Below are 15,744 nucleotides of genomic sequence, written 5' to 3' on the forward strand. Positions count from 1 at the left end.
CCACCGGATCGGCCCCGTCGATCCGGCGCGTCGGCGGGATGTTGTTCCCGGACTGACCATGATGGCCGGCGGTGCCGGCCCAAACCACCGAATATAAGCAAGACGGTCGCCGTTATGGCCCTTGGGTCGATTTTTGCGCGGCCTTTCCAGAAAATCACATAGGCTTTTTGCGTCTTTTTCGGCTTTTCTCCATGATTGTCCTTCCGGTTCAAGGAATAGAACCTTAGCCCGTAGCGGTATAGCGGCGGCGGGCGATGCTGCTTCATTTAAGGGAGGTTTACTGTCATGATCCCAGGAAAATACGACACAGAGGCCATGCTTGCCATCATGTCATGGAAAACCGCGCGGGAGAGCGGGCCTACGGGTCTGTCGAATCCGTTGAGAGCCTCACTGGCGCGCGCCGGCGAGGCCGTTTTTGATGCACCGGTCATCGGCTCGGCGCTGCAAGGCGTTCTAAGCGCGTTGAATCATGTTTGTAATGAGATGGCGCAACTTAGTCTGCGGCCGCAAGCTATTTTCGCGGAATTTCGCCAGGAGGGATATGGCGCCATCGAATCGCTGGAGGATATTGCCCGGTTACCACTGGAAAACATCGATCGCTGCGTCGGCCGCCTGGACGTGAAATACAAGGGTCTGGCCCTCGCTGAAGGCGTAACGGCGGGATTAACCGGTATGGCGGGCCTGGCGCTGGATATTCCTTCCCTTGTCCTGCTCAACCTGCGGGCAATCGGTGAATATGCCACCTATTACGGTTTTGATATCGTTTCGTATGAGGAAAGGCTTTTCGCATTGCAAATCCTATGCCTGGTCACCGCGCCGGCCGGGGCCGCAAAACAACTCGCCATGGCGCAACTGAGGGGGATTATTCAAGATACGGTTAAGCAAAGAACCTGGCGGCAATTGGAACAACACGCGACAGTAAAAATGATACGCGGTCTCGCCCAAACGCTGGGCATTCGCCTGACCAAAGCCAAATTGGCGCAAACTTTGCCCCTAATCGGCGCGGCGTTGGGCGGCGGTTATAATCTGGCGTTAACTGCGAAGGTGTGCGATGCGGCGTACCATACCTATCGCGAGCGTTTTCTTGTGCGGCGATTCGGCGCGCGAATCACCAGTATCACGCAAGACCGGCACGAGGCGGGTCCTGTCGCCGCCCTTGGTCCGCCGGAATCGGTAGACTAGGAGTAGGAGGCGATTTTTTTGCCTTGTTCAATTCCTTTTCCCTAGAGGATGCCGGATAATACCGCCCCGGTTGCAACCGGGACATTAGGAGACCCCCATGCTTTACCCCCTCGTCAAACAGGCCTTGTTCCAGCTTGATCCGGAACGCGCCCACGAATTCACTTTCCGTCAACTGCGCCGGATCACCGGTACGCCGTTGTTGCCGCTGATTCGTCAGTCTCTTCCCGCCAAAACGGTGAATTGCATGGGCATCGTGTTTAAAAATCCGTTGGGGTTGGCCGCCGGACTGGACAAGGATGGCGACTGTATTGATGCCCTTGGCGCCATGGGATTCGGTTTTATCGAGGTGGGTACGGTGACGCCGCGTCCTCAGCCCGGCAATGATAAACCGCGTCTGTTCCGACTGGTTGCGGCGGAAGGCTTGATCAACCGTATGGGGTTCAATAATCGGGGTGTTGATTATCTTATTGAAAATGTTAAAAAATCCCATTATGACGGCGTGCTTGGCATCAATATTGGCAAAAATAAAGCCACGCCGGTAGAGCGGGGGAAAGAGGATTATCTCTACTGCATGGAAAAAGTGTATCCCTATGCCGGTTATATTGCGATTAACATCTCCTCGCCCAATACCCCTGGCTTGCGAACTTTGCAATTCGGCGAGGCGCTGGATGATTTATTGCTGGCCGTCAAAAATAAGCAGGCCGAGTTGCATCGTTACCATCATAAATATGTCCCGCTGGCGGTGAAAATCGCCCCTGATCTGACCGATGAAGAGCTGGCGCAGGTCGCGCAATGTCTTGTCCGCCATAATATCGACGGCGTGATCGCCACCAATACCACCATTGAACGGGACCTGGTGCAAGGGCTGCCCCACTGCAATCAGACCGGCGGGTTAAGCGGTCGGCCGCTGCAATCCCGAAGCACCGAAGTGATCCGGCGGCTCTCGCAGGAATTGAAGGGCGCGCTGCCCATTATCGGCGTGGGTGGTATTGATTCGTTGATTGCCGCGCGGGAAAAGATAGCGGCCGGCGCATCCCTGATTCAAATATATTCCGGGTTTATTTACCACGGGCCTCGCTTGATTAAAGACATTGTGACGCATATATCTTGAATACTTCGAGTTGCATCGCGGCGGCAAGTGAATGAACCTCCAGGCGCACAGACAACGCGGTGACTGGGGTGAATGAATGCGGCTAACAAAGAGCCATATTGGAGTATGACAAGTATATCTTGAGACTTTTTGACATTTAAAGGGCCTTTGGGGTTTATTTATTCCCTAGGCTCGTTTATCTTTTATCATGATGTTGATCAATTTTGGTGGAAATACTCCTGAATAATTCGAGTTGCATCGTCGCCAACAAAGAGGCAACTTGAAGTATGGCGAGTATATACTCTAAATAATTCACGTCGCATCGTGACGGCAAGTGAGTGAACTCCCGGGAACATAGCTGACTATGTGACTGGAGTGAGCGAACGCCGCCAACAAAGGGGCGACTTGAAGTATGACGAGTATAATATCCGTAAATTGACACAGGTCCGGATATTATCCAGGCGTTAGCGACGTGATGAAAGGATTGCCTATGAAATTCACACCCGGCGATAATTGGCGTTGGTTTTTTGATGCCGAACATGATCGGATGATGCTTGATCTCGCCGACGGTCTAATATTCCGTTCCCGCTTCGGGTCAAAAATGCTGATACCCGATGCGTTTGATGAAACCGCTTTTTGTGTGGATGATGCCGCGCTCTATTACCGCTTCGCCGAAAGCTGCCGCGCCCTGCCGTTAGATGAGGAACAATGCGCGGAATTGGTGTTCAATGCCATGGTGGCTCAGCGTTTTTTAAAGCCGCTCATGCCGAAAAGCTGGCACTTCCAGACACAACCTTCGCCAGCGGACTGGCGCCCGGCGATGGGTGAGGCGGTGGCGGTGTGTTTGCATGAAACCGGAGGGTACGCCCGCATGCTGGTGGCGGAAGCGGGTGATAACGCCAGTCTATGCGTACTTGCCCAGCCCCGGCTTACGTTGGCCGCGCGGGAAATGGCCTTGGGCGATGCCATCAAAATCATGCACGACCGGCTGGCGCCCCATGCCCAGTCCGAGGAAATTCCCTTCGCCGCCGCGGGCTGAGCCGTCCCGTGGCTCAGCCCAGCCGGAGATCGGTTTTAGGAATGCAACTGCAGGCGAGCACGCTGCCCGGCTTTTCCACCGCGCTGGCGGTGAGCGGAGCGACTTCACCCGTCTGCAATGCCACCCGGCAGGTGCCGCACAGTCCCGCCCGACAGGAATAAGGCACGCGGATGCCCTGCTGTTCCAGTTGCTCAAGTAGCACCTGCCGATTGTTGCCGGTGAATGTCCGGCCTTTATAATCGATTTGCACGTTTTGCTGTTCGCCCTCGGGCGTTGCGAAGGTTTCGCCGATTTGGCCGGGGCCGTAGCGGCGGGGGGCATGTTCGTCGATAATCTCCACCTTATCGCCAAGCCGGATGATGCCGTGGCCGCGTGACAGCATATTTAAGCCAAAATCCACATCGCCGTTATCGGCGGTCCGGTAACGCCGCAAGGTTCGCAAAGGTTCGGCGGCGGCGTGTTTGCAGCCCCGCTCAATATTGACGGTGGTCAGCACGCAACGACTGCAAGGTTTGGTTACCTCGAAAATCTCCTCGCCGATCCGTAGGGTTCGCCAGCGATCCTCGGCATAAGGTTCGGCGCCGGTTATCACCAGATTGGGTCGGAACTGGGCCAGCTTGATGCCGCTTGGACATCGGCGCTGCAAATCGTTGAACGACGCCTCATTGATAAGCAGGTAGGGAAAACCATCGGCGAAGGAAAGCGGGATTTCCGGATACCGTTTGACCCGCCTGCTGCTTTGCGGCCCCGTCCAGCGTAATTGCACCGGCCGATGGAAATATCCGCTCAGCCAGTGATTGACGGCATCGGCGGCGATGCGGGCGTTGAAATGGTTGCCCCACACTTCGGTGGGATGCGCGCTGGCCGTAAAATCGGCGTAACGGGCCAGGATGCCGCTGCCGTCCGGCGCGCCGATATGCACACCGTCGGCCACCGCCACTGGCGTGAACAAGACCATCTGCGGAAATTGGCGGGCGGTAATGAAGGTGCCGTCCGTTTCAGTCAGCATCCAACATCGGTCCCCCGCCAACCCTTGATCGCTGACCAGCGCGTGCGAGACTTGCATCCCGCGCATGGATTTGACGGGATGGATATAAATTCTCGATAAACTGAGCATATTGCCTGCCTGGCGGATTCAATTAGGCAACTTTATGACAATGAGTCCGGATTGGCTATAATGCGCAACAAATTTCTTTTCTGATGATAGGCGCCATGACATATGTACTCTTTGCCAGTACGGCACAAGGTTTGGAAGAACTGCTGAAAAGCGAATTGGAGTCACTCGGCGCCGGGCAGTGTAAAATCGCTCTGGGCGGCGTGCATTATACTACCGACTCCCGGGGACTTTACCTCAGCCTGCTATGGAGTCGTCTGGCCTCGAGGGTTTTCTTGCCCCTTGGCGAATTCGACGTGAAGAGCGATCAGGATTTGTATCAGGGGGCCCGTGAGGTGGACTGGCCGGCGGTATTCCCGGTGGACAAAAGCTTTGTGGTGCGTTTTAGCGGCACCAGCCAGGTTATCCGCAACAGCCAATATGGCACGCTCAAAGTCAAGGACGCCATAGTCGACAGTTTCAACGAGCGTCTGGGACAGCGTCCCGATGTGGCCAGACAACAACCCGATATTGCCATTCAGGTGTTTTTGCATCGTGATCATGCGGTGATTTCCCTCGATCTGGGCGGTGGCGGGTTGCACCAGCGCGGCTATCGTGACGGCGCCGGACAGGCGCCCCTCAAGGAAAACCTGGCCGCCGCCATTATCCTGCGTTCCGGCTGGCGGCCGGGCACTCCACTGATGGACCCGTTGTGCGGTTCAGGAACACTGCTCATTGAAGCGGCCTTGATGGCGACGGATCGTGCGCCGGGATTATTACGCCGGCAGTGGGGTTTCGCCGCCTGGCGCGGTCACGCGCCGGCGGTCTGGCAAGCGGTGGCATCCGAGGCCGCCGAACGGGCCCGGCTTGGCACCGAGCGGTGCGCGCCGTTGTTTTTCGGCTCGGATAACGATGCGCGGGTACTGGACAAAGCCCGCGCCAACGCCCGTCGTGCCGGCGTCGGGACATTAGTGACACTGGCGGTGCGGGACGTCGCCAATCTGGAAAATCCCTTGCCTGACGGCCCCGTGGGAACCGTGGTAAGCAATCCGCCCTATGGCGAACGGCTGGAAAGCGAACCGGCGCTGATTGCCTTGCACAACCAGTTGGGACGCGTGATGAAAGCCCGCTTCGGCGGCTGGCGTTTATCGCTGTTTAGCGGATCGCCGGCTTTGCTCGACGCATTGCAATTACGCGCCGAGCGCACTTTCAAAGCCAAAAACGGTCCGCTGGACTGCGAACAGAAAAATTATCAACTGGCCGATGCGCCAGTCGCCGTCGAGGCGCTGCGCCCGGTTGCCGAAGATTTTGCCAATCGGCTGCGGAAAAACTTGCGCGGCCTGGAAAAATGGGCCGCCGGCGAGGGCCTGGAGTGTTATCGAATTTATGATGCCGACTTGCCGGAGTACAATGTGGCGGTTGACCGTTACGGTTCATGGCTGGTCGTGCAGGAATACGTCGCGCCGAAAACCGTGGATCCCAAGCGGGCGCGGCAGCGGTTATACGATGCCATCGCCGCCACGCTGGCGGTGACCGCCACACCCGCCGACCGGCTTGTGGTGAAGGCCCGCGAACGGCAAAAAGGCCACAGTCAATATGAAAAGCTGGCGCAAAAAGGCGAGTTCCTGCTGATGAACGAGTATGATGCCAAGTTATGGGTCAATTTGACCGATTACCTGGATACCGGATTGTTTCTCGATCATCGTATCGCCCGCAGAATGCTGGGACGGATGAGCCGGGGCAAGGATTTTCTCAACCTGTTCGCCTATACCGGCGCCGCCAGCGTCCACGCCGGCCTGGGCGGCGCCCGGTCCACCACATCGGTGGACATGTCCCGCACATATCTGGAGTGGGCGGAAAAAAACCTGCGCAGCAACGGCCTGACCGGCAGACCGCACCGCTTGATCCAGGCGGATTGCCTGGCCTGGCTCGAGGGTTGCCGTGAAACATTCGATGTGATTTTCATTGATCCGCCGACTTTCTCCAATTCTAAACGTATGTCGGAGAGTTTCGACGTGCAGCGGGATCATCTGACGCTCATGAAAGCGCTGAAACGGTTGTTGCGGCCAGGCGGTTCCATCATGTTTTCCAACAATAAGCGCGGCTTCCGGCTAGACGCCGACGGGATGAAAAAATGGGGACTCGCCGCCCAATCCATCACCGAGCGCACCCGCTCGCCGGACTTCGCCCGTAATCGCCATATACACAATTGCTGGCTGATAAGCCATGCCGATCAGGATTGAATGCCATGTCATTGATTAGTCTTTCCGGCGCCTGGCTGTCCTTTAGCGATGCGCCGCTTCTGGACAATACCGAACTGCATATTGAGCGCAACGAGCGGGTCTGCCTGGTCGGGCGCAATGGCGCCGGCAAGTCCACTTTACTGAAAATTCTCAATCGTGAAATTCCGCTGGATGACGGGCAACTGGTTTTCGAACAGGATGTGATCGTCGCCCGTTTACAGCAAGACCCGCCGCGCAATGTGACCGGCAGCGTCTATGATTTCGTCGCCGAGGGGGTACAGGCCCAGGCGGAAATTCTCAAAGCGTATCACACCGCCTCCCACGCGGTGGAGCGGGATCCGAGTGAAAAAAATCTGGCGGAAATGGGGCGATTGCAAGAAAAGCTTGATCATCAGAATCTATGGCATCTGGAAAAACGCATCAATGAAGTGGTGAGCCTGCTGGGATTGGACGCCAATACCGATTTATCGGCCTTGTCGGGCGGCTGGCTGCGCAAAGCGGCGTTAGGCCGGGCGTTGGTTTGCTCACCGGATATATTGCTGTTGGACGAGCCCACCAACCATCTGGATATTGAAACCATCGACTGGCTGGAAAATTTTCTCAAAAACTTCACGGGCAGCATCATTTTTATCTCCCACGATCGCGCGTTTATTCGCGGTATGGCCACGCGCATCGTTGATCTGGATCGCGGCAAGCTGGTGTCCTGGCCCGGTGATTATGATAAATACCTTGCCGGCAAAGCAGAAGAACTGCGGGTTCAGGAGTTGCAAAACGCCGAGTTCGATCGGCGCCTGGCCCAGGAAGAAGTCTGGATCAGACAAGGCATCAAAGCGCGGCGTACCCGCAATGAAGGGCGGGTCAGGGCATTAAAAGCGCTGCGGCAAGAGCGGAGCGAGCGCCGGGAAGTGCAGGGCGGCGCCAAAATGCGGGTGGAGGAAGCCGCGCGTTCCGGCAAGATTGTCTTCGAGCTGGAGGATGTCGGGTACCGTCTCCCGGACAAAACGCTGGTCAGCCATTTTAGCGCCCAGGTGATGCGGGGCGATAAAATTGCCCTAATCGGCCCAAATGGCTGCGGTAAAACGACATTGTTGAAGCTGATGCTCGGCCAACTGGCACAGGACAGCGGTGTTATACGCCGCGGGACCAAGTTGGAAACGGCTTATTTCGACCAGCATCGCGCCGAGTTGGATCCCGAACGTACCGTGATGGACAATCTGGCGGAAGGGAAACAGGAGGTGATGGTTAACGGCAGTCCCCGCCATGTATTGGGCTACCTGCAGGATTTCCTTTTTCATCCCAAACGCGCGATGACGCCGGTCAAAGCCCTTTCGGGCGGGGAGCGCAACCGACTCTTGCTGGCCAAGCTGTTTTTGAACCCCAGCAATCTGCTAATCCTTGATGAACCGACCAATGATCTGGATGTAGAAACCTTGGAGCTTCTGGAAGAACTCATTGACGGGTATCAGGGCACGGTGTTGCTGGTCAGCCATGATCGGCAATTCGTGGACAATTCCGTCACCGAATGCTGGATTTTCGAGGGAGACGGCCAAATCGGCAGCTATGTGGGCGGGTATTTCGACGCTCAGGAACAACGCGGTAACCGGATGGCATTGCGCTCCGCGCCGACGTCCGCCGTCGCCGCACATGAAAAAAAAACCGGCAATGCCTCGAAAAATCAACCGGCAAAGCGTGCCAATAAACTAAGCTATACGCTTCAGCGTGAGTTGGAGGGGATGCCGCAGCTCATTGAACAGTTGGAACAGGAAATCGATGCTTTGCAAGGGCAAATCGCCAGCCCGGATTTTTTCAGCCAACCCTATGACAAAACGCAAGCGGTGCTGACCGCCATGGCGGCGGCGGAGCAGGCGCAGGAACAGGCGTTTGCCCGCTGGGAGGCGTTGGAAGCGCTGAAAGTCGGCAAAGAGTAGATTATCCGTTTCGATCGCGGCGATTTTTCCGACGGGCTTGCCGTGCCGCCTGTGCGGCGGCGATAGGATGTTTGATTCATTGAGCGAGGGGAGCTATGCCGCCTGTCGACAAAAAAGCGCCGGGAGTTTTATGCCCGCATTGCGATTTGCTGGTCGCGCTGCCTGTCTTGCGGGACGGGCAGCGGGCCCTGTGTCCACGCTGCCGCAATACGCTGATAAGCCGATGGACCAATCCCCGCCTGCAACCCGTGAGTTTTGCCGCAAGCGCCTTGGTCATGCTGGTGTTAGCGGATCTCTTCCCATTCGTGAACATGCACGTCTCCGGACTTGGTAATCAAATTACCCTACCGTCCATTCCCGCGGTAATGCAGGCGGACCATTTTTCACTTCTGGCCGTGCTGTTCCTGCTGTTCGTCCAATTGATCCCCGCATTTTGCATGTGCGCGATTATTGTATTGTGCCTGCGTGCCGGATTGTCTTTCAGATTACAGGCGTTCCTCGCCAAGCTGTTGTTTGCGCTGCGTAATTGGGGAATGGCGGAAATTTTCCTGGCCGGCGTACTGGTCAGTTTTGTTAAACTGATGGCTTACGGCGATATCGGGGTCGGTCTGAGTTTCCTGCCGTATTGCTTGTTTTGCCTGTTGCAGCAACGGGCATTCCAATGCATTGATAAGCGCTGGTTATGGAACAACATCATGCCAATGACCTCGCCGGTCACCCATTACAAAACCGGCGTCAGCGGTTTGTCCCAGCAGTTACGCGCCTGTACCTGCTGTACCTTGATCCTGCCTGCCGGGCAGCGGGTCTGCCCGCGTTGCCGGACCCGCGAGCATGCGCGCAGGCCCTATAGCCTGCAATGGACAATGGCGCTGCTCGTCACCTCGCTGATGTTGTATATACCGGCCAATATCCTGCCGATGATGATTACCGAGGCCTTGGGCCACCGGTTGGATTCCACGATTATGGCCGGCGTTATCCTGCTTTGGCAGGATGGATCCTATCCGGTAGCGCTGGTCATTTTTATCGCCAGCATCATGGTGCCGGCATTGAAAATGATCGCATTGTGCTGGCTGTGCTGGGATGCCCAAGATCGGGGCCTTCGAAAGGCCGATAGCGAACGCATGCATTTTATCTACCGGATAGTGGAGTTGGTGGGCCGTTGGTCGATGATCGACGTGTTTGTTATGGCGGTATTGTCGGGGCTGGTCAGAATGGGACAACTGATGAGTATCAGACCGGGTTCTGGCGTGGTGTTGTTTGCTTTGGTGGTGATCATCACTATGGTGGCCGCGCATACTTTTGATCCCCGATTATTGTGGGATCGTGCGCAGACGAGCATGCAAAAGGAGTCCTCTGTTGACAGAACATGATGCGAATGTTGCCAGTGTCGAGAAAATTAAGCGCTGGTCGCCGGTCTGGATCGTTCCCCTGGTGACGGTGCTCATCGGCGCCTGGATTCTTTATTATCATTTCAGCCACCAGGGTAAGTTAATTACCCTGGTTACCACCAGCGCCGAGGGTATTGAAGCAGGCAAAACCGCCATCAAAAGCCGAAGCGTGGATGTGGGCACGGTGGAAAGCGTCGCGCTGAGCGATAATTTACAACAAGTCGAAATTACCGCCCGCATCAATAACGGCATGGAAAAGTTATTGCGCAAGGATTCCGCTTTCTGGGTGGTGAAACCGCAAATCGGCCGTGAAGGCGTGACGGGGCTTGGTACATTGCTCTCCGGCGCCTACATTCAGTTGCAACCCGGCAGGGATCCGGCGGAAGCCACGCATTTCACCTTGTTGGACAACCCTCCGCTGGCGGCGCCGGACGCCAAAGGCATCCGTATCGAGCTCGACAGTCAGCAATCCGGCCAGCTCAATCCCGGCGATCCGGTATTATTTCGTGGTTTCCGGGTGGGCACGGTTCAAACCAGCTACTTTGATCCCAACAGTCGCAAGATGCGATACCAGTTGTTTATCACTTCCCCCTATGACACGCTGGTGACCGATAATGTGCGGTTCTGGAAAGACAGCGGCGTTACGTTCGATATGTCGGCGCAGGGTATGCGGGTCGAAATGGGGTCGCTGACCACGTTGTTTAGCGGCGGCGTCAGTTTTGATGTGCCGACTGGCTGGGAACTGGGCGCCCCGGCCCATGAAAATCAGGCTTTTCAACTGTTCGATAACAAGAACATGATCGCCGACTCGCTGTATACGGTCCATAAGGATTTCCTGCTGTTCTTCAATGATTCGATACGCGGTTTGCAGCCCGGCGCGCCCGTGGAATTTCGCGGCATCCGGCTGGGCACGGTGGCCAAGGCGCCGTTTCCCCTCTCCAACGCCGATCAGACCATCAACGATAACTACCAGATTCCGGTGTTGATCCGTATTGAACCGGGCCGTTTCGTCAGCATGCTGGGCGCCAATTTCGACTTTGCCGCGCGCTTGCAACAGGCGGAAGGGAGTGGGTTGCGGGCGGCGTTGAAAAGCGCCAATCTTCTGACCGGTTCGTTGTATGTCGATTTGGATTTTTATCCCCAGGATAAAAAACGTGCCGTGCCGAAAACGGTCGACGGCTATCCCGTATTGCCCACCACCAGCGCAGGACTGGCCCAGATTCAACAAAAACTGATGACCACCCTGGACAAGATAAACAGCTTGCCGCTTAACCCGATGGTGACCGAAGCGACCCGTACGTTGTCGCAGAGCCAGGCGACGCTGCGCGAGCTGCAAACCACCCTCAAGTCGGTTAACGCCATCACTCGCAGTCCGTCGATGCAGCAATTACCGCAGGATATGCAGCGCACTCTGCGCGAATTAAACGTCAGTATGCGAGGCCTACAACCGGGCTCCCAAGCCTATGACCGGCTGGTTGACAACATGCAGCGATTGGAACAGGTGTTGCGGGAATTACAACCGGTGTTGCGCACGCTCGATACGAAGAGCAATGCGCTGGTATTCGGGGCCGACAAGGGCCGTGATCCCACCCCCAAGAGGGCCAACAAATGAAGAAAGGCATTCTGCTGGCGTTAGTGGTGCTGCTAATGGCCTGTAGCGGTAACACCCAGCCGCGTTACTATCAATTGCCCATGGCGGCGGATACGGCTCAAGGCGTCCCGGCGACGGGCCGCCATTTATGGGTTTCCCGGGTGAACGTGGCCGACTATTTGGCCGGCAATGGTGTGGTTTACCAAACAAACGATGTGGAATATGTTACCGCCGGCAGTCATCTTTGGGCCAGTCCGCTGGCCCAGCAGTTGCGGCAAAACCTGCTGGTCACCCTGGGTAACGCGTTGCCCGGTACGCTGGTCGCCGCCGGCCAATCCCCTGGCGATCAGGATTCACTGGACGTCAACGTCACCGGCTTTCATGGCCGATATGACGGCAAAGCCATTATACGCGGGGAATGGTTGCTGACGCATAACGGCGAGGTTCGCCGTTACCCGTTCAGTTTGGCACTGAGCCAGCCCGGAGACGGTTATGATGCGTTGGTAAGAACACTGGCAAAAGGCTGGCAACAGGTTGGACAAAATATCGCCAGACAATGGGCCGCCACGCAGTAATAATTAATTGTTCTAACGTTAGCTTTCGGATTTTGCCGCAACAGGGGAACGGCCGTTCCCCAACCTGGCTCGCCTATTTTTTAATGACTTATTCCCTTTCTTCATGCCTTGTTATGACGAAAACCGGCCATTATGCCTTTTGGTGATGACAGTTATGTGAATTGTCACGTTGATCTCCGCTGAAATAATCGCTAAAGATAAGATGTGATCGCCAGTTTGCGATCACCGTTTTCTTTCCACCAGACAAGATGAGGAAAACCAGGCATGAAAAGACAAAAACGAGATCGCCTCGAACGTGCTCATTCGCGTGGTTATCAGGCCGGACTTTCCGGACGATCCAGCGAGCTCTGTCCGTATCAGTCTCTGGATGCACGGTCTCACTGGTTGGGAGGGTGGCGAAAGGCCATGGAAGACAGAGCGGTTAGTTTTTGACCACTCTGCCAACATAGGGAATGACCTCCGCCTTGACGCGGAGGTTTCAATTTATAGGCACTATTAATGCCTTGCGTTACCGCTTTATGAACCCTGTTCGCTCACTTACCGGCGCGATGCAATCTGAGCAACGGGAGTATAAGGGTTAAAATGCCATGGTATCTTTGAACAGGCCGACTTTCAAGTCGCTGGCGGTGTAAATCACATGGCCATCGCACAACACCTCTCCATCCGCCAGTCCCATGACCAATCGGCGGTTTACGACCCGACGGAAATGGATACGGTAAGTGACTTTTTTCGCCGTGGGCAGTATCTGGCCGGTAAATTTCACTTCGCCTACGCCTAATGCGCGTCCCTTACCCTCGCCGCCCAGCCAGCCAAGATAAAAACCCACCAATTGCCACATGGCGTCCAGTCCCAGACAACCCGGCATGACAGGATCGCCAATAAAGTGGCAGCCGAAAAACCACATGTCCGGATGAATATCCAGTTCGGCTTCAACATAGCCTTTATTATGGTTGCCGCCATCTTCGGTCATTTTAACCACCCGGTCCATCATAAGCATGTTGGGCGCCGGCAGTTGCGGACCTTCTTTGCCGAACAGTTCTCCGCGGCTCGAGGCAAGCAGGTCTTCTTTGGTATAGGATTCGCGTTTCTCAAACATAATGATTCAAACCTTATCAATGGGTCGTGCACGTCAACTCATGAAACCTGGTAACTGATCGGTCGACTCTGTCCGGTCAATTCTGGTTAAAAAAATTCAACCAGCGTAATCCCCAGGGTAAACGCAGGCGTTCGTGCTGATTAATATAAGCGATACGCTCGCGTATCGAGGCGATTAAATTGGGCTTCTGCTCGTGATCGTAGGGTATCCCGGTCAGTAATTCCAACGCCTCGTCGATGGTCTCCACCGGCCAGATATGAAATCCGCCTTCCTTCACCGCGTCGACCACTTCTTCTTGCAGGCACAAATGGCGCACATTGGCGGCGGGAATAATAACGCCATGCCCGCTCTCCAGCCCTCTGCTCAGACAAAGGGCGAAAAAGCCTTCAATTTTTTCATTCAAACCGCCGATAGGCTGGACCCGACCGAACTGATCCACCGATCCGGTCACCGCTATCCGCTGGGTAATGGGCTTGCCCGCCAGGGCGCTTATCAACGCGCTCAGCTCGGCCAAAGACGCGCTGTCGCCATCCACTTCCCCGTAGGATTGCTCAAAAACCATGGAGGCGGTAAAGGGCAGTTGCTGGTCCAGTTCCAATGAGGACATTAAAAAGGCCTGCATGATCATCATGCCTTTGGCGTGGATATTCCCGCCTAACTCGGCCTTGCGCTCCACGTCGTTGATCTCGCCATCGCCCAGATGCACGACGCAACTGATGCGGGACGGTTCGCCGAATGGCAGTGGATGCCCTGGAAAATCCAGTACCGACAGGGCATTGACCTGACCTACCATGGCGCCGTCGGTTTCCACCATAATCTGGCCCTCGGCGATTTCGCTCTGCATCCGTTCCGCCAGGTAACTTTCCCGCCAGATACGAATCTGATTGCTGTCATAGAGCGCCTGCGCGTCAATGGCATCGCTTTTGCGATATTGCGCCGCTTCTCTGATCCGGCGTATCAGCCATTGCGGGCATAAGGGCAACTGATATTGATCGCCGCTATAACGTATGGCCTGGCGGATAAGTTCGGGCCAGGCCTGAGCGGGCAAGGGCGGTAAAAACTGGTCTTCCAGCAGCCCGTTGACATAGTTGCACCAGTTCTGCATGTCCTCGATTTCCATAAGACGGAGATCGGATTCAAATTCGCCATACATCGCCAACTGAGTGAGGCCGGGCTCAAGATCGCTGAGTTCCGCCAGCGATTCCCGATCGCCGACCACCACCAGACGCAGATTCAACGGCAGTGATGGAATTGAGACCGGGAGCGGCCGGGTTTCGTCCAATGCCAGCCAATCAAAACGCTGTTGTAAAATCATCTGCTTTAGACGCAGCCACATCAGGGGTTGGCTGGTTAGCGCACGGGCGCCGATAATCAGGATCCCGCCGTTGGCTTCATGGATTTTGCCGGACTGCAACGTAATGGCCTCTCGATAGCATCGAACACAGCCGAACAGTTGCTCATGCTCGATCCAGGGTTGATAAACCACCCTTGCCCGACCGACGAAATTATCATCGGGACTGCTGACAGGGGCCAACGTGACGCTGGCGCCGGTTATCGTATACTGACCGCCTGTCGGCGTGGCGCCGTCAGGCAGCGCCTTTGCGGCCATTTTGGCAATGAATTGAAAGTATTCCTGCTCTTCCTGCGCCGTGATCAGCATAAAGCGGCTGGGCGCCAGCGGATGGCAGAAACGGGCTAGGCCGTCCATTAAACGCGCCTGCAAAATATCGGGCGACGCCGAACCGGGCTGATAAGACTGTGCGAATATCGCCGCATAAGGCGAAAGGTCTGGAACCAGATACTTCCATTCTAATTGTGTAATGGCCAAGGTAATCAGTAACGCTGCTATTCAGGGAAACGTAGATTATACAAGAATTTCTCCCTCTACGTCTCATGCTACGTGGTTTGCATGAATTTTATGACAAATCAGCGAGGCTGTGTCCAAAAAACCAACGAAATTTGACCTTGACGCGGGATTTTCGGCAGGAAACTGTTATTATCTGGTTAACGTTACACGGTCACAGGTGACGCACAATGAAATACCAGCAGCTTGAAAACTTGGAAACCGGTTGGAAGTGGACCTACCTTATCAAAAAGCATCGCGAGGGTGAACGTATTACCCGCCATGAGGAAAACAGCGCTGCGCAAGATGCGGTGGAGCAGTTGGTTCAATGCGAGCATCAACCGGAGAATATCACGCGGTGGATTCGGGACAACATGAACCCGGCGCTGGAAAACCGTATGAAGCAGACGATCCGCGCCCGCCGCAAGCGCCATTTCAATGCCGAACATCAGCATACCCGGAAAAAATCCATCGATTTGGAGTACCTGGTGTGGCAACGACTGGCGGCGTTGGCTCAGCGGCGTGGCAACACATTGTCGGAGACTATCGTCAATTTGCTGGAGGATGCTGAACGCAAGGAAAAATATGCCTCGCAGATGACATCGTTGAAGCAGGATTTGAAAGCGATCCTGGGCGAAGACCCTTAGACCTGTTTATGACCGAATGCCCGGTATAA

Annotated in this window: 13 protein-coding genes; 10 read left to right on the top strand and 3 right to left on the bottom strand. The window is 55.6% G+C overall.

All coding sequences use genetic code 11. The features are described 5' to 3' along the window. The first annotated feature begins 285 nt into the window (after nt 1-285). The 3 genes from FCN80_RS06390 (at nt 286) to FCN80_RS06400 (ending at nt 3,311) form a co-directional block, all read left to right on the top strand. On the top strand, nt 286-1,182 hold the full coding sequence (locus tag FCN80_RS06390) for an EcsC family protein (protein WP_136989157.1): 897 nt from the start codon (nt 286-288) through the stop codon (nt 1,180-1,182). A gap of 97 nt (nt 1,183-1,279) precedes the next feature. Continuing rightward, entirely contained in the window at nt 1,280-2,293 is a 1,014-nt protein-coding gene (gene pyrD, locus FCN80_RS06395) for a quinone-dependent dihydroorotate dehydrogenase (RefSeq protein WP_136989159.1), read from the top strand. Between the two features lie 469 nt (nt 2,294-2,762). Next, a complete protein-coding gene (locus FCN80_RS06400) occupies nt 2,763-3,311 on the top strand; it encodes a cell division protein ZapC (RefSeq protein WP_136989161.1) in 549 nt (182 codons plus the stop codon). 13 nt (nt 3,312-3,324) lie between these two features. On the opposite strand, the gene FCN80_RS06405 is transcribed toward FCN80_RS06400, so the two are convergent. Next, nucleotides 3,325-4,428, bottom strand: a complete 1,104-nt coding sequence (locus FCN80_RS06405; protein WP_136989163.1) for a YcbX family protein — start codon at nt 4,426-4,428, stop codon at nt 3,325-3,327. A gap of 95 nt (nt 4,429-4,523) precedes the next feature. Between FCN80_RS06405 and rlmKL the strand changes: the two genes are divergently transcribed. From rlmKL to rmf, 6 genes are all read left to right on the top strand, one after another. Then, nucleotides 4,524-6,647: a bifunctional 23S rRNA (guanine(2069)-N(7))-methyltransferase RlmK/23S rRNA (guanine(2445)-N(2))-methyltransferase RlmL gene (rlmKL, locus tag FCN80_RS06410; protein ID WP_136989165.1), complete on the top strand. Its 2,124-nt coding sequence runs from the start codon at nt 4,524-4,526 to the stop codon at nt 6,645-6,647. A 5-nt stretch (nt 6,648-6,652) separates the two neighbouring features. Continuing rightward, nucleotides 6,653-8,575 (top strand): ABC transporter ATP-binding protein, encoded by a 1,923-nt coding sequence (locus FCN80_RS06415; RefSeq protein WP_136989167.1) that lies wholly within the window; start codon nt 6,653-6,655, stop codon nt 8,573-8,575. A 95-nt stretch (nt 8,576-8,670) separates the two neighbouring features. Next, nucleotides 8,671-9,945: a membrane integrity-associated transporter subunit PqiA gene (gene pqiA / locus FCN80_RS06420; protein WP_136989169.1), complete on the top strand. Its 1,275-nt coding sequence runs from the start codon at nt 8,671-8,673 to the stop codon at nt 9,943-9,945. Then, the gene (gene pqiB, locus FCN80_RS06425; protein WP_136989171.1) at nt 9,932-11,575 is read left to right on the top strand and encodes an intermembrane transport protein PqiB; all 1,644 of its coding nucleotides are present in this window, start codon (nt 9,932-9,934) and stop codon (nt 11,573-11,575) included. The genes pqiA and pqiB overlap by 14 nt, the downstream gene beginning before the upstream one ends. Next, nucleotides 11,572-12,129 carry a membrane integrity-associated transporter subunit PqiC gene (pqiC, locus tag FCN80_RS06430; RefSeq protein WP_136989173.1) on the top strand — a complete coding sequence of 186 codons (558 nt, stop codon included), beginning with the start codon at nt 11,572-11,574 and terminating at the stop codon, nt 12,127-12,129. The genes pqiB and pqiC overlap by 4 nt, the downstream gene beginning before the upstream one ends. Before the next feature lie 264 nt (nt 12,130-12,393). Continuing rightward, nucleotides 12,394-12,561, top strand: coding sequence for a ribosome modulation factor (gene rmf / locus FCN80_RS27395; RefSeq protein WP_136989174.1), 168 nt, complete (start codon nt 12,394-12,396; stop codon nt 12,559-12,561). 145 nt (nt 12,562-12,706) lie between these two features. Here rmf and fabA read toward each other — a convergent pair whose 3' ends face one another. Beyond that, nucleotides 12,707-13,225: a bifunctional 3-hydroxydecanoyl-ACP dehydratase/trans-2-decenoyl-ACP isomerase gene (fabA, locus tag FCN80_RS06440; RefSeq protein ID WP_136989176.1), complete on the bottom strand. Its 519-nt coding sequence runs from the start codon at nt 13,223-13,225 to the stop codon at nt 12,707-12,709. Between the two features lie 76 nt (nt 13,226-13,301). Then, nucleotides 13,302-14,933 (bottom strand): S16 family serine protease, encoded by a 1,632-nt coding sequence (locus tag FCN80_RS06445; RefSeq protein ID WP_230492523.1) that lies wholly within the window; start codon nt 14,931-14,933, stop codon nt 13,302-13,304. A gap of 326 nt (nt 14,934-15,259) precedes the next feature. Between FCN80_RS06445 and matP the strand changes: the two genes are divergently transcribed. Further along, entirely contained in the window at nt 15,260-15,715 is a 456-nt protein-coding gene (gene matP / locus FCN80_RS06450; protein WP_136989179.1) for a macrodomain Ter protein MatP, read from the top strand. Nucleotides 15,716-15,744 lie beyond the last annotated feature (29 nt).

Source organism: Martelella alba, from assembly GCF_005217455.1.
Lineage (GTDB): Bacteria > Pseudomonadota > Gammaproteobacteria > Enterobacterales > Enterobacteriaceae > Acerihabitans.